This is a genomic window from Roseibium salinum, assembly GCF_026240905.1.
In the GTDB taxonomy this organism is placed as follows: domain Bacteria; phylum Pseudomonadota; class Alphaproteobacteria; order Rhizobiales; family Stappiaceae; genus Roseibium; species Roseibium salinum.
On record NZ_JAPEVI010000001.1, the window covers coordinates 139,007 to 163,916 of the forward strand.

At 60.6% G+C, this 24,910-nt stretch carries 2 protein-coding genes; both read right to left on the reverse strand.

Going from position 1 to position 24,910, the window contains the following annotated elements; translation table 11 throughout:
- Positions 1 to 24 precede the first annotated feature (24 nt).
- Positions 25 to 14,151 carry a hypothetical protein gene (locus tag ON753_RS00660; RefSeq protein WP_265960616.1) on the reverse strand — a complete coding sequence of 4,709 codons (14,127 nt, stop codon included), beginning with the start codon at positions 14,149 to 14,151 and terminating at the stop codon, positions 25 to 27.
- Positions 14,148 to 24,677 carry an LEPR-XLL domain-containing protein gene (locus ON753_RS00665; protein ID WP_265960617.1) on the reverse strand — a complete coding sequence of 3,510 codons (10,530 nt, stop codon included), beginning with the start codon at positions 24,675 to 24,677 and terminating at the stop codon, positions 14,148 to 14,150. Before ON753_RS00665 ends, ON753_RS00660 begins: the two co-directional genes overlap by 4 nt.
- Between the last annotated feature and the right edge of the window lie 233 nt (positions 24,678 to 24,910).

Consider the following 24,910-nt stretch of genomic DNA (forward strand, 5'->3'; position numbering starts at 1 on the left):
GAGTCGAATTTCATGCACAAGCCTTCAATGGGCAACCGGACGCGTGTGTGCCGGTTTGCCCGACGGTACCCCATGCTTGATTTTCCAGCCCACGCTGGAGGCCAATCCCGCGTTCTCCTCAATGAGGGAGCCTTGTTGATCCTGGCCGGTGCTGCCCCTCTTCGTCAAACTCCCCGTAACATCATCGTAAACATGGACGGTCCTGATATCCGGCGCAGTCTTCCTGTCATCACTGCCTGCCGGTGCCGTTTCGGCCTGAGACGTTTCCAGCGTTGCCGAAAGCGTGCTGCTTCCAGCGGACAAGACAACCGCACCGGTATCGCCCTCGTTGTCGAAGGTCTGAATGACCGGATCCCATTCGCTCGGCCCACCCTTGTTGCCCGGATCGCCAGGCATGTCGGGAATGTCGTCGTTGATGGGTGGGTTCCCCGGTGGCTGCGGATCGACACCATTGCCGACACCGTTATTGGCTTTTCCGTCTCCGTTCCCCGGGTTCGGATCTGGATCCGGGTCGGGATCCGGATCGGGATCCGGGTCGGGATCCGGATCGGGATCCGGATCGGGCGTCGGAATGATCTCATTGCCGACGCCGATGTCATGGCTGGCAATGGCAGCGTCGCCATCCCCGTCCAGCGCCTGCACGCTGAAGGTGAAGTTCACCTGCACTGCCCCCTCCAGGGCATTGTTGGCGGCAAAGGTCCAGGTGCCGTCGCTTCCGACAAGCAGATAGCCGAGCAGCGTCCCGCCATCGGTGACCTCGATCTCAGTATCGAGGGCGTAGCTTATCTCTCCGATGCGCACCGAGAACACGGCCGTGTCAGCCCCTTCATCCGAAGTCCACCGACCGGAAACCGTTTCGCCGGGAGCAAGGCCATCGAACCAGGGGGTGTTGTCCGCAACAGCCGGTCCGATGGAAACCGCAGGGCGGTCGTCAATGACGGAAATGGCGACCGGCGCCATGAGTTCACCAGCGCCGATATCGTCGGCGACCACGAAAATACCCGCGATGCGCAGGACATCGACGTTCAGGTCGTCCTGGTGCGGCAGCGCTGCCAACAGTGTCACTTCAACCGCCACACTTGCCGTCTGCTCAGCCGGGATCGACGTTGCACCGGCGAGCTGAAGCCGGAGCACGTCCGGTCCACTAGAGAGCGAGCCGATCAGGACCCGGCCATCTTCCTCGATCCGCCACGTCAGGGAGGCGGTCTCGTCGAGTCCTTCGATCGTTATGGTGCCCGTATCCTGGGCAAAGCGGATAGACTCGACCCCCTCACCTGCCAGGAACTGGACAGCACCCAGTCCGGTGGCTGAAGTGTCGAGATCCTGTTCATAGACAACGATGTCGTCGCCCTCGACTTCCGTGATGACGAACAGCGGCGGACGTCCTCCGGGTGTGCTGCCGTCAGGCGTCGGCACCTTGTCGGTATCGTCTTCCTTGCCGCCGGAATTGTCGTATTTGCCCGGACCGTTACCCGGCTGCGGGTCGCGCGGGGCTCCGGTCTGATCCTGCCATTGCGGGTCACGCTGCAGGACGAGACCCAATTCCCCGCTGGGCTCCGTCAACCGCGTATCCGCGCCACTTGCCTCTCCGAGCTCCATCAGGAACTTGACGACTTGTGGCGCCGGCGAGCGATTGATGGTCGGCTGGCCGAAGCGCTTGAAGGGAACGACGAAGGTGTTGAACTCGCCCGTCCAGTCGAACAGGCGGTCGAACCCGGTGTTGGCAATCAGAACGTCCCGTCCGGCGCCGCCATAGGCGAAGTCGCCCCAGGCGCTGTGATCGGGCGAGTCGTTCGCCCCGCCGTCGGTTTCGAGATAGTCGTCCGCCTGCAGCAGGTCGTCGCCCGCACCGCCGAAGAGGCGGTCGTGCCCCGTTCCGCCAACGATCCAGTCGTTGCCGGTATCTCCGAACATGCGGTCCTTGCCGTCCTCGATGATGTCGCCGTTGGCGTCCACCGCATGGAAGTTCAGGAAGAACCCGGGGATCTTCTGGCGCGGGTTTTCCGCGTCATAGAAGGAGAGCTTGCCGGTTTCGCTGTCATAGGCGATCGGCGGCACCTCCGTCTGAGCCCGGGTGTCGAGATAGAAGTTCGCCAGAGCTTCTGCGCCCGACATGGCATCGTCGCCATAACCGCCGTGCATCCAGTCGTCGCCGAGACCACCATAGAGGATATCATGGTATCCGCGGATTTCGGCGGGCGTGGCATCGATATCGACGCCGTCAAGGCGGTCGATGTCGATGGTGGCCGGATCCAGAATGACGGCGGTCTTCTTGATCCGGCCCTCGATATCAACGACGGCGCCGGTGAATTTGTTGTGCAGGCCGATGCTTTTCTGGCCGTCGGCATAAAGATCGTAAAGCGGCTCGTCTGTGCCGTTGCGCTCGGTACGGATCAAACCGTCGTCACCGAGCATTCCGTCCTCGCCGCTGCCGCCGAAGAGCCTGTCGTGACCTGTGCCGCCGTAAAGATCGTCGTCACGGCCATCCCCGTAGAGGACGTCGTTTCCGGTCATGCCGTGGATGATGTCGTCGCCCGTGCCGCCAAAGACAAGATCGCTGCCGCCGATATCGCTCGCCGCGCCGCCGATGGTGTAGTCGACGAGGTCAATGGCGCGCGGAACGATCTTCAGCCCCTCGCCCTCCGGCAGCTCGTCACTGTAGGTATCGTAGTTGAAAGTCAGGTAGCTGCCGTCTTCGCCGACGATCCGGTAGATGTTGCCGTTGTCGGCGAGAATGACGTCGGCATCGCTCGCGTGCCCGTTGGCCGTCGTGTCGCCAATCTCGTTGCGGCCGATTCTTGTGCCGGAACCGCCGAAGATGATGTCCTCGCCATCGGGACGCTGTTCGGCACTCGTCAGCGAGAACAGCTCCGAGCTGCCGCCGACGATATCGTCCTGGCCGAAGTTACCGAAGATCGTGTCGTTGCCGCCGTTGCCCTCAATGTAGTCGCCGCCGTCACCGCTAGCATCGAAGGACGGCACGTACACCAGAAGGCCGGACGCTGACCGCACTGCGCCGACATCCGCCCCGCCGGTCAGGCTGGCATCAATCGAGCCGTCACCCTGAATGACATCGTCGCCAAGTTGACCGAAGATTATGTCGTCGTCCGCACCGCCCGCGATGTAGTCGTTCCCGCAAGCCGGTCCACCTGCGGCCTGAAGCGCTGCCGAATGGTGGAGATCGGTGACCTCCCAGTCAGCCCAAACCGATACATTATCCGGATTGACGAAGCTGCGGGTCCTGTCGACGAGGGCATCGCCGTTGTCGTCGAAAAGACGACCGTCCTGAAGGGTCCGGAACCGCGGATTGACCGGATCGCCAGACCAGTCAAGGCGAACAGCATCGCCGAAGATGAGATCGTCGCCTGCCTGCCCGTCGAGCCTGTCGCCGAGCGTGCCGCCGATGACGATGTCTTCCTCGCTGCCGCCCGTCACGATATCGGAACCGCCCTCGGCAAGATCAGTGCTTTCGATGAGGATGGCATCGATATAGCCGTGATCACCAAAGAGGATGTCGTTGCCGCTGCCGCCGTCGGCATTGTCGGAGGCATTGCCGCCGAAGACCCAGTCGTCCTGCGCGCCGGCCCGGATCACGTCCGGCGCTCCGTTTGCCGGTTCCACGGTTTCCGCGGATACGACATTGCCGGTCGTCAGAATCCTGACCGTGCCCGCCGCCTGCGTGATGATGCCATGATCGCCGAAGATGATGTCCGCGCCGCCGTCGCCGTCGATCTCGTCACTGCCCGCGATGGCCGACGTCGGAATGCTCAGGAGCCGGGTCACCGGATCGATGTCGAGGCCGGAGTCGCCATAGACATGGTCCGGCCCGTCCCCGGCTATGATGCGGTCGTCGCCGCTGCCGCCGGTCAGGTGATCGCCGATCTGGGTGCCGAGGATCACATCGTTTCCGCCTCCGCCGTGGATGGAGACACCGGCATCTGACGAACCGGCAAGTTCCGGAGCGGCAAACAGGGCGGAAGCGTCGATGATGTCGTTGCCCTCGAACCTGAACGGGTTCGCAAGCGGCCATGCGAAGACGGCTTCGCCGGAACGGAATTCAGCGGTAAGATTGCTCTGCCATTCGCGCGAATAGAATACACCGTCTGAGGAGGTGTCGCCGAAGATGACCAGGGGCGAGAGCGGACCGCCGCCTCCCGTTGCCACGATGCGGTCTCCGCCGATGAGGACGGAAGATGTGTCGTCAGGATCGACAACGGCAACCCGTCCGGACACCAGTGCGTTTCCGGCCGTGCCACTGGTGGCAAGATTAAGGACCGCTCCGTCGATGCCGAGAATTTCGTAGAAGGTGAGGCCCGTGTCGATCAGCTGGCCGGCGGCAAATCCGGCTTCCGCCCAATCGCCGCCATCGGTCCGCTCTAGCGATGCCGTCTGGCCGTTGTCGGCAAGGACAAATTCACCGGTCACCGCCAGCTCGCGGTTGCCGCCGCCGTGAATGACGGTGATACCGCCATGCTCCGCTTCAGTCAGAAGCGTGGATTCGATCAGCAGGTCGTCGTTGCCCTCTCCCATGAAGAGGTTGAAGACCTCCATCGTGGACGTACCGGTTGCCGTATTGCCATAGGTGATGCCGCCCGCGACTTGCGAGGGCTCGCCAAAGGCCGTTTCATCGTAGGTAATGCCGGCCGACATCCCAAAGCCCGACAGGTTCGTCGATGTCAGCACGCCATCGCGGTTCGCCAGCACGCCGTCGTCGTAGATGTTGAGCGTATCGATGCTGGAAAGATCCGAGCCATCCCCTTGGCCCGGGATGGCGGGCAGGTCCGGGTTCAACTCGCCCGGGAGAATGACCGCCGTAACCAGACCGCGTTCTTCGGACGCGCCGCCGATCACCTCGATGGGACCCTGCATGACACCAAGATCGTGTGGCCCCGGTCCGAAGATTTTGAAATTGCGGGCTTCTTCGGGCCGTACAAAGTAGGGATCCGCCGCGACGGTAACCGACACCGGATCGGCGTAATTGTCCGGGGTGAAGGTAATGGCCGCCGAAAGGCGCGTGATCGTCACGGCTTCCCCGGAGGACACGCCAAGGCTGGCGGCACCTGTCAGGACCAGGGTGGATCCGTCGACGGACTGGATCTTGTAGTCACCGGCATTCGACCCGCCCTCGACCCGGATAAGCTGGCCGGCTGCAAAGCCGAGCGCAGCCCAGTCTGCGGACGCAGATGCGATCTCGCCATTGGCGAAGTCCGCCAGACCGGAATAATAGCCGCCACTTTCAGGGCTGCCCGTTTCATGCAGGAAGACCCGGCCGCCAATGACGAAATCTGTCTGTCCGTCGGAGCGCAGATTGATCGTCACTGGTCCGTCGGGCCTGGCGGTCAGCCGCAAATCGTAGGTATCTGTAGTGCCTGTGCCGTCCGGATTACCCAAGGCATCGAGGCCGTCCTTTACGACGCGCGTGTTACCATCGGTTTCCATGATGAAGACACCTGGCGTCTCGTTGTCAACGACGGTGACATTGATCTCGGCCCCTTCCACATCCGCGAAGGCCGTTCCGTCGGAGACCACATCATGGGAGACGATCGAATGGAGCGTGCCGTCGACGGCATAATCGTCTGTCGCCGTCACGGTTATCAGGACCTGTTCCTGCCAGTTGGCTGCAGTAAAGCTCACATAAGTACCGTCCACATCGGAAAGAAGCCTGTCCGAAGCCAGCGAGATTTCACCGTCGTGATTCAGGTATACCTTCACGGTCTCACCTGCATCCGGAGCCTTGCTGAGTGCCAGAGCATAGGTGTCCGTCACTGCGGTATCAGTGGAACCTTCGAGGACACGGGTCTCGCCGTCCGCCTGTCCATCCGCTCCCAGTTCAGTGACGACCAGATCGGCCCGGTCATTGTCAACGATCGTGACAGCCACATTGTCGACATCAGCTCCGTTGAAATACGCATCGACGCCGACGACGGAATGGCTGATCATGACGACGCGGTTGCCTTCCTCGGCGTCGTCGTCGACGCCCATCACGCGAATGGTGCGTGCCTCGTCCCAGTTGGTGGCGTCGAATGCCAGAACGAGATCGCGGTTCGGCCGAAGCATGCTGATACCATCGACATCGACCGTACGCTCGAACCCTGCCCCGCCATCGGAGAGCCAGATCGTTTCGCTGCCTTCCTCGTCCTGATAGGCACGGGCGGCCGAAATGCGGACATAGACGATCTCACCGGGCTCCGGAGCCCTGGCCAAGCGGACCGTGTAGCTGTCGAGGGTGCCATCTTCGCCGACAATGGTTTCGCCGGAACTCTGTTCGATGAGAACCGGAGACTGATCGCCGCCGGAAGCCGCGATAACGGGAGACAGGCCGGCAAGCAGCGCGGACTCGTAATTGGTCCCTTCCGCATTTTCCACTTCATGGGCGATGATACCGCTGACGCCGTTCAGATCGCGTGAGACAACCGATTCGGTCACGTCGGATCCCACATTGATGGTGTCGTTGCCGAGACCGCCGATAATCCTCGTGTTGATGCCATGGGGTGTCGACAGCACGAAGAAAGTATCGTCGCCCTCGAGACCGTCGATCTCCCGTACTTCTTCGTTTCCGCTCAGGGCGACGTTGAGTCCGACGCCGAAAATGCCCTCTTTGGTGATGGTGAAGGCATCGTCGAATTCGGTGCCGAGAACCACGACCTTGTCGAATCCTTCACCGCCGTCGATCGAAAGCGGTGCGTTGACATTGTAGCTGACCAGGTCGTCTCCTGCCCCGGCCAGCAACTCGGAGGCCGCCGCCGTGCTGAATTCTTCCGAGCCGCCGGCAAGTGCGAAGCCGCGGACCGTGAAGATGTCGTTGCCCGAACTGCCCTCGAGGCGTAGCGCGGCCTGATTTCCGTAGACGGTGAAGCTGTCGTTGCCGGACCCGCCGACGGCGACCATCGGGAGGCTGATACCGCGGCTGAGTTCACCGGCCGTCGTCGACAGCGTGGCGAAGATGTCCGCCGGCCCGAGATTGGCCCCAAGGGTCGTGCGTTTGGAGCCGAAGAGCTGCCCGATCTGGAATCCGTCGTTTCCTTCGCCGCCGTCGAGCGTCATGATGGCGGAGGTGTCGTCGCTGGCGAAGTAGTCGTTGCCACCGAGACCGAAAACGGACAGCCGTCCGTTTATGTTGCTGTCATAGTTGATGCGTTCGACTTCCTGCGGACGGTCCGCCAGGTCGCTGCTGGCCGTGCGGGCTTGCTCGAGCGTACCGTGGAGCAGCGCGACCATTCCCGGATCGACCGCTCCCGGCTCACCCGGGATATGGTTCAGCTTGCGCATCAGGAAGATGTCGTCGCCCGAATGATCGATCGACGGGTTGCTGCCGAAGATGTCGAGCGTGTCGCTGCCGCTGTCTTCTGTCCCGGTGTCGAGAACGTTAATGACGTAGTCGCGATAGCCGCCGTTGCCATCCATTGCCTGCGATCCGGACGTGCGGATGACATAGGCATCCGATCCGGCTTCACCATCCATCGTCAATGCATAGCCGGTTTCCGTGCCATCCGGATTGCTCTTGAGCGGATCACTCATCGAGTGGAGACCGGTCACAAGGAAGGCGTCCTCGTTTCCGCCGCCGTAGACATGAGTGGAGCCGCCCAGGAAAAGATCGGTCAGCGTAAAGCTGTCGGCATCGCCGCCACCGTAAATTCTGGCCGAATATCCCTGATAGTCGCCGATGGGCCTGATCTCGCCGGTGAGCCACATGCGCGTGCCGTAGTCCGAATCGGCATCGCGGATATTTTCTCCGATCCGGAAGAAATCGCCGCGAATGACAACGGAGCTTCCCGCCTCGATAAGGCTGTTCGACCGCATCGTGACATCGTCACCGATTTCCAGTGTCACGGCGCCCGCAGCCGATACGACCGCGCGGTCGTAGGCGTCGCCGATCAGCGTTGTGCCGTTTTCGAGGAAAATGAGGCTCTCGCCGATGTTTTCGAGATACGGGAACTGACCTTCCATCGCCGGAGCAAAGGCGGTATCGAAGGTCCTGAGCCGGACATCGCCGCCGCTTGACGCCGCACGCAGCAAATGCAGGCTGTCCGACGTCTCAAGCAGATAGATATCGCCGCCGGAGCTGGCGAATAGCCGGCCGTCAGGTTCCTTCGCGGAGTCGATTTCGAGGTCGTTTCCGGAAACGCCGATGGCGCCTTCGACGGCGATCAGATCGATGCTTCTGCCGATAACGTCGGTTTCGAACTCGTCTTCGTCGAATGTGTCGAGAATGCCGCCGTCATAAGCTTCGAGGCGTACATTGCCTGCGTCCGAAACGATTTCCACGACATTCATGTCACCCGTGGTTTCGATGAGGAAAATGTCGCCGAGCGCGCCCGCCGTCAGGCCTCCCGTTCCATTGAGAGTGGAATTCACATCGACCGAACGCCACGCTCCATCGCTCTCGCCCGCATTCCCGATCTGTCCCTGGAGAGCATTGAGCTGGACGAAGGCGCCGAGAACGTCTGCTTCCTCGTCCTCGAAAGCATCCAGGATGTCGCCGTTGATTGCTCCAAGGAGGACGTTGTTGTATCGGGATTCGACCCGGCCGATGTTCATGTCTTCCTGGAATTCGACAAGTCTGACGTAGCCGCTTGCCAGGGCATCCAGCACGCCATCTGCACCGGCATCGATAGCACCGTAGACGTTCACTCGGGCAGCTGACGCAGATCCGAGCGGTTCATCTTCGAAAATTCTGACGTTTCCGCCAGAAACGATGCCGGGCAGTCCGGAACCAGCATCCTCCTCGATACGATAAGTGGTCGTGACCTTGTTTTTGCTGTCGAACGTGTCGCCGTAGACGATGCCGTCCGGCTTGGTAAGCATCAGATCGTCCCGGTAATGGGCCTCCACGTAGCCACTAAGCGCGGCGTCCTTGGTTCCTTCATCCTCCGCGCGTACAAGGACAAATCCGCTTGCCGGCTTGAACCGCTCCCGCTCTGCCACTTGCAGGACCAGATCGACGTCTCCACCTGCGTGGATATGATCGATCACCTGTGTCAGGGGAGATGTCGCGAGGCTTTCGGGCGTAAAGATCCTGTCTCGGGCCTTCAGGTCCAGGAAGACATCTTCCGCGCCATCAACTGTGATTTCCGCCGGATCGTAGGCTGCCGATGCCGGGTTCACAGGGTCATTCGGGTCGAGGTTGACCAGACTGACAAGGTCGACATTGATCGCGGCCCCATCGGCCCCGATCCGCCCGGCCGGTGCGTCCATATCCAGTTCGTTCGTGATGATCAGCGGTGTGCGGACAACCTCTAAAAGGGCGCCGTTTTCGCCGATCGGATCGAAGGTGCTTGTCGTCGATCCGCGCTTGCCCGCCGAAAGGATATCGCCGAGTGCGTTGAAGATACGCGTTTCACCACGGGCATTGTTGATCGTGCCTTCGAACGTGATCGCTGTGTCCTGCGTGTTGCTGATCTGCACGTAGGTCGGCAGGGAGGCTTCCCCTACCGCGAATTGGAGCGTGTTGGAGCCGAAAGTGGTGTCAATGATGACATCAGGTTCCTTTTTCTCAAAATCGGCCTGGACGTCGATGTTGCGGATGACGATGTCTTTTGCCGACCGGTTCTCGATGATGACCGAGGAGAAGGTGTCGAGCAGGTAGAACGTGCCGTTGCTCCCGCCGATGGACTGTGTATCGATCGTCGCATCCGTCTGCGCAAAGGTATCGAAGCGCACACGGCCGTACTGGTCGGGCGCGATATCGTGCACGATGATTTCGTCGTCGTCGATATCGGCCGTGACATTCACGGCTTGCTCGATATTGCCGTTTTCGTCGATGATCAGAAGCGGCGTTGCTCCGGCGTGAACAAAGACGTCGGAATCCCAGCTGATGGTGTCTGTGTAATTGCGGACACTGGCGATGTAGTTTTCGCCCCAGTCGATGGCACCGCGTGCCGCGTGCGGGGTGGCTGACGTCTCCCCGCCATAGCTGTTGGCTTCCACGAGGAGCGCATATTCTCCCGCCGGACCGAACGTATCTGTTCCGGGGCCTGCAATTATGATGGCGCCTTCTGCACCGGTCACATTAGCCTGGAGGTTGAGCGTCGCATTCGCGGCAATATCCGTATCACCGAAGAGGGCCCGGTTCGTTCCCCTTGCAATGGCCGTCGCCTTGTTGTCGCGGTTTTCCGCACGGATCAGCACGCCATAATTGCCGGTGAGCACGGCGTTGGCCGCGATTTCGATAACCGTTGTAGCCTTGAGAATGGCATGGGCATTCACGTCGCCGTCCGTTGCAGCACCGCCGGTGATCACAGTGGAATCCGCGGTCAGTTCCACGTTTTCCACGGCAGCCTGAAGATCAAGTACATTTGCGTCCAGAACTGCATTTTCACCGATGGTAACGCGCGTATCGAGCGTATAGCGGGCGCCGTCTTCCCCTTCGCCTCCACCGCGCTGGGACGAAGCTCCGGCGCCGAATCCGCCATTACTGACAAAGGCTTCCGCCTTGCCGACACCGGTACTGACGGCATCCGTCGCGATCGTGCCGTCAGCAACGAGTTTTGCGTCCGCGCCGATCGCGATGAGGTTCTCCTCGTCCACGAAGGACTGGCTGTAGGTGAAGGCAAAGTCGATGAAGCCGCCACCCTCGGAACGCCCGTTCGCGTGCCAGTCATGCTTGCTGTGTGTCTCAAGCAGGATGTCGCCACCGGCGGTGATCACCGCCCCCTCGCCGACCTCCACGCGCGTTGTGCCGTTGACATCGACATAGGACTTGGATTCCTTGCTGCCTCCCAGAAGGTTGATCGCAAAGGTTGAGCTGTAGGTGAAGCCGGCGGTGCTCACGTCACTGTAAAGCTTGATATGTCCCGGACCGGTTGTGGTCAGCGACGCATCCGCGATGGATGTGATGACCGTCGAGTTAAAGAGAAGGTCGGATCTGTTGGCATTGCTGCCTGCCACAGAGAGGCCGAAGCCCTGCGTCTCCGCCGAACTCTGGCCATCGCCGGCAAAGCTGGCGATGTCTTCCAGGGGAACATAGATATTCGGGGGCAGGTAGGTTCCATGCAGCGTCGGCAGGTCGGTGTTGTTTGGATCGACGCTCAGATCGATGACGAGTTTACCGATGCTCGAGCCTGTGCTCTGGAAGTCGATGCCGAGACGCGCAATGGTTTGCGATCCGTCGTATTCGGGGTCGGACAGGTGGATGTAATCCGTGGCGTCCGGTGCTTCCAGGAGCCGGAAGCTGTCGTCATCGACCTTCTGGACATAATAAGTCCGGCCGTTCTCGAGTTCACGGATCGGGAAGTCACCGTCCCGGTAGAAGTTGTGGAACTCACTGTCGATCATCCCGTCGCGGCTGATTTCCACGGTCTGGCCGTTGAGTTTAAGCTGATAGAGTTCGATTTCCTTTGTACCGGCATCCGTGTCGATGTCGACCGGGCTACTCGAAACCGTATAGGTAGCGCCATCCAGAAGGCCGGATATGGTGTTTGCGTAGGTGAAGCTGTGCGTCCCCTCGCCCGGGTCCGCCAGATCAAGAGTCAGCCTGGCATCGCGAAATAAAGCTACCGTGTTCACATACTCAAACGCATCTTCGCGGGAAGCTGCCAGCCAGAATTTATCCTGCGTGGCGACCACAACGTAATAGGTTTCGCCATCTACAAGTCCGCCGATCGGCGTGGTGCCAGCATGATATGTGAGTGCCGTCCCGGTAATGAAGCCGTGCCCGGTAATCTGGATAATGTCCTCGTTGATGGAGTCGGTAACAATGAACGGGTTGTCTTCTTCCACCGCCAGCACCTGGTTCGAGTCGAACTCGACGGTAGACGTGCTGCTTGCCAGGTAGGTCAGTCGAGTACCATTCAGAGACGTCTCGGAGGCCAGGGCGATAAGATTGCCGATGGGATTTTCGGCCAGGACAATCTCGCCGTCTTCAAATTCAAACCAGAGGTCCACGGCATCGCGCGAAACCTGGTAGCTCTCCGGCCCGATGTAGGTGACGGCATCACCATCCTCGAAACCATGGCCGTCTATGTTGATCGCCCCGCCGGAAACGGCGTCCACGGACTGGAAGGACTGTTCCAGCTTGACGATATCATCGGTGCGAAGCTTGATGCGTTGGGAATCAATGACTTCAACGGTGTAGACGATGCTCGGATCCAGAGCTGAATTCGGCGACAGATTGTATTCGTAGGCGAACTTTTCTCCGGCGAACAGCGACGCCGGCGTCCGGCCGTCCGCGGTTTGCGACAACGAAATGGTATCGGCATCGATCACGTTGACGAAATAGAGATTTGCAGACGTCTCGCCCTCGAGCCTCCACAACAGGGCATCGCCCTGGAAAAGATTGTGGTCTGTGATCGTGATGTGGCCGTTTTCGAAATCGTCTGCGTTCACCGTTACCGTTGTGGGAACTTCGGGCGCAACGCGGGTGATGAAGAACGTTGACGCCCCCTCCATCGGGCTGCCGTCAATCTTGATCAGGGAGTTGTCGACATTGTCGTCGGTCCCACCCGGCACAGGCGGGTGACGGAAACCAATCCTGACATCGTTTTCCGCGTTCTCGACGGAGGAAGCAAGCGCGATGGTGTTGTCACCTACCCGGATCACGAACAGTGTTGTTACCGGACCGCCGTCTGCTTCGAACAGCACCTTCTGACCGGTCTGCAGGCCAGGGTCGAATATCGTGATCGTTTCGCTGTTGATGTCAAACGCGGACGCCGCAACGGTCACCCTCTGCGGTTCCGGCGTCGAGAGTTCGAAGGTGCGCTCGATATCGAGCGTCACCAACTCGCTGGAATCGCCGGTTTCAGCTGCTTCCCTGGTGTTGTAGAGGCTGATGTGGTTGTCATCGACCTTGCCGACGTAAAGCAATTGCCGGGGCGCACCGTCTTCCGCCAGACGCCAGCTGATCTGGTCGCCCGTTTCCAGACCGTGGTTGGCGATCTCGAAAACAGTATCCGCAATATACTGAACGACATGCACAAGCTGGAAAGCCGTTGCCCCATCGCCTTTCGTGCCCTCGACCCTGACCGCATCCTCGCCAAGTACAGCTACTTCGAAACCGACCCTGGTCCCATTCCAGGCATCGATCCGTGATGCCGCAAGTGCGATTGTATTGGCGTCGATCCAGATCGTGTAGAAGTCGCTCTCCGTGCTGCCGTCTGGGGTAAAGCGAACCAGCTTTCCGGTTTCAAGCCCGTGCCCGGTGATGGTGATCGTCTCGGCATCCACATCGATGTCCGATGCCGAGAATGCCAGTTCGGCGATCTCCGGCCGAAGAAGAGTGAAAGACTTGGTCTGGCCGGTTTCGCCGATGAAGCGAACCTTGTCGCCGGTCTGGAAGCCGTGGTCGCCACCGAAATCGATCAGGTCGAGCACGGGGTCGATCCCTGCCGTCGATCCGGCGGTTCCGCCGGTCAGCTCGGCGTCGATGATGGCCTGTTCCTGCGCCCTGATGTCGACAAAGCCGGTATTGAAAGACTTACCGAGTTGCAGCGTGTCGTTGCCGGTCGAGATGACGTTGTAATTGCGAGCAGTGTCGACGCCAATCAGTCCCTCGACTTCCTTGAAGGAAACCGCGTCTCCCGTGCTCAGGCCCGTCTGCTGATTGAGACGGATAGTATCGGTATTGGTATTCACTTCCGCGATTGACGGATCGTAGGGTTGAGCTGTGTTGCTGAGAACCGTGCCGATCTCGATGTTCTCGCCTGCCGTAAGATCCGACCCGGATCCGACGGTGGCGGTGACCAGCGGAGTTTCCGCCGGCGAGAGCGTGACAAGTCCGAAGGAATTGTCCGTGTCTCCGGCAACCGCAATCAGGACGGAGTCAGTGCTCGGATGCACGAAGTCAATCGCGACATCATTGAGGGCATCGTCTTTCGTTGCGGCGAGCTTGAACGTGTCGTCATCCACGCGAATGATGAAGTAGGTTTTCTCCGGCTTCCCGAATGGCGTGAATTCGACTTCCGTGCCGGTCTGGAATTCGTGCCCTTCCGACGTGATCTGATCGGTCTCGACATCGAAATCCGAAAAGTCGAAAGAAAACGCGGGATCCGGATTGATCCGGGTGATCGCATATGTATAGCCGACATCGACGAGCCCGAGACCGCCTGCCTTGGCCAGGGTGTCGGCCTCCGACGTGCCCGCACCTTTGACGATAATCTCGCCGCCCGCATAGATACCCGTATTTTCGTCGATCCCCGCGTGACTTTTTGCCGTCACATAGGCTTCCGAGGACGACCCGCGCCCCCCAGAATTCCGACGCTTCCGGTAATCGTTTCGGCAAAGACGTTGGCTTTCGCGGTGGACGAAACCTTGACCGTCCCGGCGACGTCCTCCGTGCCCAGGGCCGCGATACGGGTGCGTTTGAGTTTGGACCCGCGTATTTCCGCAGACGTGCTGCTTTCCACGACCGCCTTGCCGATCATGACGCCGACGGCCACAAGACCACCCGCACCGCCCTGAGCCCGCACGGAGATGTCGGAACTGGAGTCCGCCACGACCTCGACTTTCTCGCGAACGGTCACGTAGCTTCCTGCGCCGATGAACGCCTCGGTAGAGCGAAGGTCGTACGCTTCCGCGACGCCGGCCGTCCCGGCCAGAATGCCGACGGATCCGCCGATCGCCATGACGCCGGTGCCCGCGCCCGTGCCGCCGTTCAGCGGATCGTTGATGAAGAGCTGCGACTTTGCCTTCAGCACAAGGCTTCCAACGGAGGCCGCTTCACCTTCCGCTAGTTCGGCCGCCTTCGTTCCGATGATGACATTTTCTCCGGCCGAAGCCTCCGTTTCTCCGCTCGACTTCAGATGGGTCACCGCAGCCGAACCGGCGACACCAGCGGCCAGAGAAATACCGATGGATTCTCCGTAAAGGCTGATCTTGCTGTCCGCCGTGACGAAAATTTCGTTGGCGGTCAGGATATGAACACCGTCGTCGATGAGTGCGCGGGTCGAGCTCGTATCGGTTACGTGGGCGACGCCTGCTGACAGGGCTGCAAGCAAGGCGCCTGACCCGGCGAAACTCGTCAATTCGAACGTCTGGTCGCTTACCGCTGTCAGCGAGATATCGCCACCAGCGCTCAGGATACTAACGTCGCCGATGCGGGCGGTGACATCATTGTCGACGCTGACGACGGCAATGCCGCCGCTGGCGCCGATGAGACCGACTGCCGTTCCGCCGGCGATCACATTGAAATCGACGTCCTGTCTGGCGTCGATATCGATCGCCCCTCCGGCCTTTACCACGGAGCCTGCGCTTATCAGCGCCGTTGTCCCGTCGGCGACCGTATCGGTTTCTGCGGATGGCGGGGGAGGTGCACCGGCACCGCTGTTCTGCGAAACGGTGGCGTTTGCGTCTCCGACGGCCTCTCCGCCAGGCGTCCCCTCACCGGACCCTGCGAGATTGATCAACAGGCCGTCCAGCGTGTTGTTGACAAGGGTCTGCGTATCGTTCTGGGGATCGGTTCCCGGCGCAAAGGGCGTGGACGTGTGCTGCTGGCGCCCTGAGGATGAGGAGTTCGGATCTTCACGCGTATAGCTATAGGAGAATTCAAGGTCTCCTCCGAGTGAGAAGACACCCACGGCAGCCGCAAGCCCACCCGCACCGGCGGCACCGGAGAAGACCGTACCTTCGATGGCCTGCTCGGACAGCGCTGCAACCGAAACCTTGTCGCGCGCGGAAACATTTCCGCCGAGCATTGCGGTCGTGTCGTTGTGCAGGTCGGTGATCGTCACACCGGCAGCGCCCGCGACGCCGCCAACGGCAACACCGCCGCCGACCACGAACAGATCAACGGCATTGCGCGCATTGACGCTGACGCTCTGCTCGTCGCCGACTTCGAGGCCGGGGGCGGCATTCGGATTGATGATCGCGCCATCCTCGATCCGCGCGAACGTGTCGGAATCGATGTATTGCACCATCATCGAACCGCCGATCGCCAGTCCGCCGCCAGCGGCACCGAAGGCAACCAGGTTCATCGTTTCCGAACTCCTGGCCTCCACGGCCAGCCCCTTCTGGGCTTCCGTGTCGCTTGCCTCGACGCCCTCCCCGGAAAGAACCGTCATCGCCTCGCCGTTGGCACGCGCGGAGACGGTCGCTCCATCCCCGATGATTGCCTCCGTCGACTTGTCGACGCTGGCGCCGGTGAAGACTGCACCGAGGGCCCCGGCGCCGCCCGCAAGGGCAATGCCAAGTGTGTCTACTTCCGTGCTGTCGTTCGCGCGCACCTCGACGTTGCCGGCACTGTCTACAACAGAGGCTCCAACGATCTTGGCCTGGGTGTCACTGGTAACGTCGACGACGCTGATGGCCGGTGCAACCGAAGCATAAGGAGACCCCGCGATGAGCAGCTCGAGCGACTGGACGTCCTCGCGGGCATCGGCCCGCACGACGATATTGCGTTCCGCATTCACGCGTGCGCTGTCGATTTTTGCCGTTGTCGTCAGATTTGCGAAGGCAAAATGGGCGATCGGCATGATCGCGACTCCACCGGATCCGCCGCCGGCAAGAACGATTCCGAGATTGTCAAAGACGTTGCCCGCCGCGATTTGTACCGACTGGCGGCCATCGGCGTTTTCCCGGTCGATCGTGTTGATCTGCGCGCCGCTTTTCACGAGTGCCTTCGCCGAGGACGTCACGACGGTCACAACGACGCTGCCCCCGACCGCGGCTGTGCCGCCGCCGCTGATGGCGCCGCCGACCGCGGTAATGTCGTCGACGTTCGTCGCCGTTACCGACAGTCCGTGGAATTCCTCGTTCTCGCCGATACGGCGTGCCCCGTAGTCCTTGCCTTCGAACAGCTTGCGGCCTTCGGTCTGATCGTCAGTATCAAGGTCGCTGATGTCCTTCAGGCCGAAATCGATCGAGCCGTCGCTCACATCGGACAGCCCGAATCCCGGACTGATTCCGCCGTTGCCAAGTCCGGGTTGAGAGATGCTGTCGGCGCTCGTGAGACTGCTTTCGATGGTACCGTTGCGAATGTTCTTGAGCCCGTCTCCCTCTCCGAGGGCGGTCACAATCGCGCCTTCCTCGATTTTCGCCCGCACGGTCTTGTTGAACACCGCAACGCCCACGCCGCCATTTACGGCAGCGGCGCCACCGCCTGCGGCGGAAAGCACGATCAGGTCGGCATCGGTATAATGGGCCGCATCCACCACGATGGAACCGTTGGCGAATACGTAGGCATTATCCCCGATTACCGACTTCGTGGTCGCCGTCAGGACATAAATATTCGCATTGATGCCGATCGCAGCCGTGCCGGACGCGGAAACGCCGATGACCACCGAGACGAGCTTGTCGTTGGCATCGGCCTCGATGATGATGTTGCGCTTGGCGAAAATCCCGGGTGCATCATCCGGCCTCAAGCCCGTATCTGGGTCCGGCGCGACCACGGAGGCGTCTTTGATGATCGCCTTGGTTTTTTTCGTTATCGCAGCAATGTCGGCCCCGATGCCAACCGCGGCACCGCTGCCGACGGCCAGATTTCCGGCGACATTGACGATTAGAGTGTCATCGACAGCGCGCAGGCGCAGGTCCTGCGGATCTCCCTCTTCCCCTTCCGTATTGATCGACGCGTCCTTGTCGATCTTGGCGACCGTCGTTTCGTTGATCACGGTCACCGGAAGCGAACCGGCAAAGGCAAAACTGCTGGTGCTCACGCTGCCCTGAACCGCAACGCCGACCAGCGCTTCACGGGATTCGGCCAGAATGGCGACGCCGCTGACGGGATCCTCTTCCTCCATTCCCCACTGGTTGGTGCGCTTGCGGCCATCGCCGCCGGAGGCCTTGCCGGTGACCACGGCGCCTGCGCCGACCAGCGCCTTGACCGTATCGTTCCTGACGAGCAGGAATCCGCTGCCGCCGACGCCCGCACTGCTTCCGACTGCCACACCGCCATCGAGCGACTGCATCTGTGCCGTCCCGACGGCCTCTATCAGCACCGTATCGGTCGCGGTCAGTTGCGCCCTCTCGCCGATCTTCGCCTTGACGTCCGATGTCTGGACGATGATTGCGATGGAGGCTGTGCCGGCAGCCTGACCGGAGATGCCCACGGCTGCATCCAGGATTGTCGTGCGAAGATTGTGACGGGCACTGACAACGATGTCGCCACCGGCATTGACCGAGCTGTCGGCCATGACTTCGGCGATCGTCTTGTCGGTCTGGATCGGAACCGTGATTGCACCGCCGAAGGCCGTGGATCCGACCGTGCCCGCGCCCGCGAAGACGATCGACCTCAGGATCGTATCCGAAGTGGCTGATACGATCACATCGCCGCTGGCGAAAACATCGGCATGATTGCCGATTTCCGCCCGCACATCACGGGTGTGGACGGAAACGTGCACGGATGCACCGATGGCAGCGGATGACAGCGAGGCGGACAGCGCGCCGACAACCGCCACATTGACAAGATCGTAATCTGCGCCGATGGAAACGTCGCCGCCGTTCAGCGCATTCGCCACAGCGAGCTTGGAGGACGTGCCGGAGGCAGACCCTACGGACGCCTTGACCGTGGTGTTGTTGGTATCGATCAATACCGAGCCCTGACCGGCAAATTTTCCGGAGACGGCCGCCCCCATGACGACGTTGATGATGTCATCATCCGCCTTGGCATGGACCGCGAGACCGTTGACGGAAAGTTCGGCGCCGTTGTCGGTGTTACCGTCGAGATCGATGCCGAGCGCATCGCCGAGGCTCTGGGCCGTCACGCTGGCGCCGTCGTCGATGTGCGCCTTGACCGTGCGCCCGTAGATATTCGTGCTCGATACGCTGACCCCGACCGCGTTGTTGTTGCCGACGACGGCACCGCCGGTCACGGTCACGAGAGTCACCAGGTCGTCGGCGATGATGGCGGCGTTATTGCCGGCAACGACAAGTGAACCGTCGCCAACGCGCGCGTCGACATCCTTCTTCACCAGATGCAGTGAAAACTGACCGGCGACGGCGCTCTTAAGGAGCCCGACGCCAACACTCGCCGTCACGGAAACCACGGTGTGGTTTCCGACCGCATCGACACGGAAATTCCCGTCCGCCCGCACGTCGGAATTGTCGACGTAGGCATGGATTTCATCAACGGTGCTCGAAACCCCGAAGGACGCGGCGGCGCCGGTACCTTCGGCCGATACGCCGACAGCCCCCGCAATGCTCACGAGGACCATGTCCGATTTGGCACCGACGATCACGTCGCCTGTCGAGCGGACATAGGAGTCGGACAGTTTGGCGTGGATGTTGTCGGTGTAGACATTGACGTCCACGGACCCGGCAACCGCCACGTCCGAGCGCGCGGCCGCGCCAACTCCGGCGGAAATGGCAACCGCCACTTCCTCGCGCTTCGCGTTGATATCCAGGCCGTCCGAGTGGATCACGGCTCCGTTGACGATCGCATCGACGTCCCGCTCGGCGATCCCGATGGAGAGCCCGCCCGCCAGTGTCAGGGAATCTTCCTCACTGGAAAGATTGATCGCGCCGCCACCTGTCACAATGGCAAGATTGCGCTTGTATGCCGCTCTTTCCTTGACAGCGCCGCCGGCTGTGATGGAGGCTCCGACGCCGACCAGCGCGCTGACCGTTGCCTTGGAATAATCCAGCAGTCCGGAACCGGCCGCCGCAAACCCATCTCCGCTGCGGGATGCGTCGGTAGCCGAACTCGGCGATCCACCGCTCGGCGGCGTAGCCGGCGCGTTTGCCCCGCTCCCGGTCCCGTTGAACATGTTCACAGGGGAGTTGCCTGTAAAGTTGTTCGACAGGGTGTTGTCCATCGGGTTCGGTGAGGATTCGTCGGAATCGCTCTCTTTCTTGGAGGAGCCCGCGAATGCGAACTGGTAGGTGTATTCTTCCCGGTCCGCGTCGACGGTGACCGCGCCTCCCGCCTGGATCCTGCTCTTCGTGTCGTCCAGCGCCGCTTCGGCATTATAGGTTTCGCCATCGACCAGTCCGGTCGATCCGTCGAGATCGGAGATTTCTGCCTTTGTAGTCGACAGATTGACAGTCGCGCCGAATGCCGCACCGATGGCCACGCCGCCCGAGGTTTCGCTCCCAGCAAGGGTGATGTTGACCTGGGTCAGCTTGCTTGTGGCATCTATGACAACGGCGTCGCCCGCCGTAATCCTGACCGACTCGTCGACCAGTACCTCGGTCGTGACGGTATCGACATCGATCGAGAAACTTCCCGACAGACCCACGTCACCGCCATCGGAGCCGATTTCCTGGATGTTGACGTGCAACTCCTCCGTGTTGGCTAGGAGTTTGACGGATCCGGTCGTCGCCGTCAGCGAACCGTCCGCGTCGACACGCGTGCGGGCGAGGCTGTCGAAGACCCTGATGCCGATGCTGCCACCGAACCCGCCTTCCGACCCGGAAACGGAAGCACCGTCATCGAACCTGTCGGTGATGCGGGAAGCGGCAGACCAGAAAATATCCCAGAGACTTGTGAGTCCAGTGACGTTGACGCTCTTGAAGATCGCCTCGCTCTTGGCTGTCAGATCCGTTCCGGCGTCCACCGTAACGTCCTTGCCGATCAGAACTTTCGAATGATTATCGATGTTCAGAATGTTCAGATTGCCGGCAATCGCCAGTTCGGCCGACTGTGTCGCCTGATCGGCGGGCCGTGTCTGAACCTGGCCGATGGAATTGTAGGTTGCCCTTCCGTTGTCGTCGAGGACGGTAACCCTGTCGTTGGGGTTGTTGCTTGAATAGGCTCCGCCCGCTCCCGTATTGACATAGGACGTCAACAGGAGGCCTTCGACGCCGCCGGCCGTCCATCTCCGGTTGGCAACCAGGCTGAAGGGCAGTTTCACGGCATCCGCGACAGCTGACGCCATGGTCTGATTGTACTCAAGAAGCGCCTGATCTCTCTGCTCTGCCTTCTCCTCCTCCGTCAGGGTCTGATCGTCGTCGATCTCCTCGATGCGGTCGTCATAGTCGTCCTTCGCTTCGATGAAGTTGTTGTAGAACGTGTCGTCGATTGTGACCTGGTCGGGAATGTTCGCCTTTGACGTCAGTGAGACGGCGCCTGGGGCCGAAATGTCAGCGCCCGCGACAACCTCGGTCTTGGCGTGATTGTTGTATTCGGCATAGGCAATGCCGCCACCGATGGCTATTTCGCCACCTGACTCCGCAGTACCGGCGGCTCCGACAAACGGATTTTCTTCCGCCTCACTGTGGATTGTCACACTTCCATCCGCATCGATCCCTCCCTCACCATTCGCGTCTTTCGCGCTGCGAATGATGACGGTCGCATCGTTGCGGCTGACAAGAACGGAGATTCCCGCGGCAATCTCGAGTTCGCCCGGGTTGGAGTTGGTGAGATCGTTGATGGCTGTCTGCTGTTGCAGGTTGTTCTGGACAGACCCCGCGGTATCCCGGAAAAAGCCGGGGAAAGCGGAGAAGAATTTGAAGACTTCGCCGCCCGGTTGCATGACTTCACGGACCCAGGCGGAGGAATTGACCGAGTTCTTCTTAGTGATACTCTTCGCCACGACCGAGACGTCGCCGCCGCTACCGGTGCGGGTCACGAGATCGGAAGCAATGTCGGCGAAGGCGTCTGACTGGGAAACACTGACCGCAACTGCGATACCGAACCCCTGATTGCCCCCGGGCTGGAAGATGGTCGCACTGGCGTTGACGTCGTAACTCGACTTGTTTTCAGCCAGGATCGAAATGCCGCCGCCGATGATCGATCCGTTCCCGATCATGACTTTCGCGTCGGTATCGAAGACACCGACCGCTACGGCAAATGCCGGACCTGGAATTCGGATATATCCCGTGACCGGCGGAAGGTTTCCGAGAACGGTGCCGAATGCGGTTCCGTTTGTCGGGTCGCCTCCCCCGACTCGCCGGTCGTAGGTGTCGCCCAGGGCAGACGTCAACAACCTTTGCGCCGGATTGACGATCGCGCCGGACGTGACGCTTGCGCCTGCCGTCGCGCTGTGCTCCGTAGTTGCACTGATGGTCACCTCGCCGCCTGCGTCGATATCGACACCGTTGGCAATGGTGACTTCGGACAGGACTTTGGAAACCGCGATGCTGACCCCGGCGACCACGCTCGGCGTCGACGCGTCGACGCTGGCGGAGACCTGCGAAGTGAGCGTGACATCACCGGTCGCGGTGATCGTCGTCCCCGTTCCGATCTCCACCTTGCCCGATACGTCGCTTGCAATGATCCGCAAGCCGAAACCGGTCAGCACATCGAGGATCGGATTGTCGGCAAGAAAGGCGACAATATCCTCGCCCGAGATGGAGCCGCCGCCCTCGCTGAACTGCTGGTTGGCATAGGCGGCTTCCAGTTCGCCCTGTGTAAACGTTAGAGGCTGCCCGTTTTCCGCTTCTATCGGATTGCCGTTCCTGTCCAGAAGCACAAGAGGCAGATTTTCAAGGGCGGTGTCTTCCTTGACTTTCTGGATTACCAGATCCGGCGCGTCGGGCGCCGCGCGGTTGACCGTTTCACCGTAGATCTTTTCGTTCGGTCCGAGGATCAGAATCTTGTCGCGCACTTCCTCGATGACATAGTTGCCGTCGTTGTCGGCGGAATTTTCGACGACGATGCGGTCACCGGCCAGGAAGCCGTCATCGATGAAGCTGCCGAGCACATGCCCGAAGATCTTCACACCGGAACCTGCATCCAGCGTCTCATGATCGGCAAGCTGCTCTCCGGCTGCGAGAGTCATGACGCCGCCGGCCACCTTTGCGACGACATACTGGCCGTTCTTGGCACCCGCATTGGTCAGGACGATCGTCTGGCCGGCGTCGAAGCCGTCATCCTTCCAGTTCCCCTTGTTCCGGGTGATGGTTTCATCGCCGTCCGGGTTAGTACCGAAGGTCAGGGTATCGACACCGGAAACGGCGATATCGAAGGAAGCATCCGCGCCTTCGGTCGGCACAGTGCGCGCAATCACGGACCGCACGGTCGACGGGATGAGATTGCCATCACTGTCATATTCGCCCGTAATAGCGAATTCGATGGCATCTGTGCCGCTGATACGCGTGAACTCGTACCCGCGAAGCTGCGTGTTGAATTCGGAAATCGAGGCCGGCGGCAGATCCTGCCCGTCAGCCAGCACGAAGGTGATCTTCCGCGCCGTCACATCGGTGATGCGGTAGCTTTCGTTGAGGTCCGCATCCGTTCCGACGATGCCGAGATCCTGACCGGCCGCGAAGCCCTCGCCCGTGAATCCGAGGTCCCCTTGCGACAGAGGTTTGCGCTCCAGGATACCGATGCGGTTGCCTTGCGCATCCGTCGATTCCGTCAGTGTCGCCGTGCCCCAATCCGAGGCCGTCGCCACGACCGCATCTTCGAGCGCCAGGTTCATCAGCGCGAGGGAGTCGACGCTGATATAGACTTCTCGCTCGTTCGTCACGATAACTTCCATCGCGACGTCGCCGGCGGAAATCGCCGCGTTGTCGCCGACGGAGATCAGACCCCGGATGATCGGCGCACTGATCCATTCCTGAATATTAGAAGCATCAAGCACATCGTGGGCATTAACCCTTAAGAGCAGATTTCCGCCAATCTCTATGCTGGCACTGTCAACAATGGTGATCGAGGAGCCGTCATAGTCGAGTTCGCCGACAGGAGCTTCGTTGATCGTGGAGAACGTTGTGACTGACAGTCCACCCTCGAGCCCTGTGACGTCGTTCAGTGTAAGGTTAGCTGTCTCCGCGATGATGACGTTTCCGGAAAAAGCATTCGCGGAGGTGAGCGTCGACGTGAAACTGTCGTTGCCGGTCGAAAGGCCCAGTACGACCGTCTTTACCGAATTCGTGAAGATCTGGGCATCGAAGGTGTTGTTCTCGCTCCTGATCCGGAACTGGCCGTCCACAGCCCCATTTTCGAGCACGACATGATCGTCGCCGTCGGTGCCGTCGATAATCAATTGTGTATTCGTGCCGTTGATCAGGACCGGTTCCAGCCCCGAATAGGCAAAGGTCATTCCGTCCAGGTCGAGAACGGTCACGCCGCCCAGGCTCAAGGATGCGGTCGGATTCGAATAGGTCCCCTGGACATCCAGTTCGTCGAAATGTCCCGCCCCGCCGTCAATACCGCCATCGAGGTTGCCCGTTTGCAGGAGAATGAAGCTGTCGTCCGCGTCGTCGCTTCCGTGCAGGTATTCGAAACCGAAAAATGCAACAGTCATGCTCGTGTTGACGGCAGTGCCCTCGCCGTCGCCGGCAACGGTCCAGACAGTCCCCTCGTCACCTTCATATGCAATCGTGTCGCTGCCGGCGTTTCCGGCAATGGTGGTGACCGGGCCACCGTTCAGGATTCTGAAGGTATCGTTCTGGTCTCCGCCAGATAGCGTCGAGAAGCCCGTCGCAACCAGGCGGGCCGATCCGTTGGTCACGAACGTCGAGCCATCGGCCCCGACCTCCCAGTCGAAGTCGTCATTCGCCAAGAGCGTGAACTGGTCGCTGTCGGAACCACCGTCCGCGACGATGATTGGCATGCTAAAACCGTCGAAAGACGCCGCATCGATCGTGACGCGATCGTCGCCGCCGTTCAGTTTTAATTCGAGCGACCTGATTTCGTTCAGCGACTTGTAAACCAGGACCCTGTCGCCATCAGCCTCATCGATGACCTGAAGCTTGTGAACTTCCGGGCCCGCGGTCCCGTCGGGATCCGCTTCTTCGACAAGCCGCACGAGAAGCTGCTGATCCACGTCGAAGTCATCGACGACCACGACATCTAGCCCGGGTATGTCGGCGTTCAGGAGGATACGGGGCTCAAGCGGCTCAAGGGCAAGCGCCTTACGGGGCATCCTAGCCGCTGGAACAGCCTGATCACGGCGCTTGGCGAAATCCCGTCCGCCCCGCAGAAATTTGAGGAACGGATTTCTAGGGGACTTGCTAGCCGCCGGTGGTCTCACCGCAGTCCGGAGTTTCCAATCAGGAGCAAGGAACTGCCGGAAATCCTCCTTACCCGAAAGAATGTCAGCGAAATCTTCTTTTTTTCGTTATTTTTAACGGACCGCAAATTCCCGCAGTCACGGCT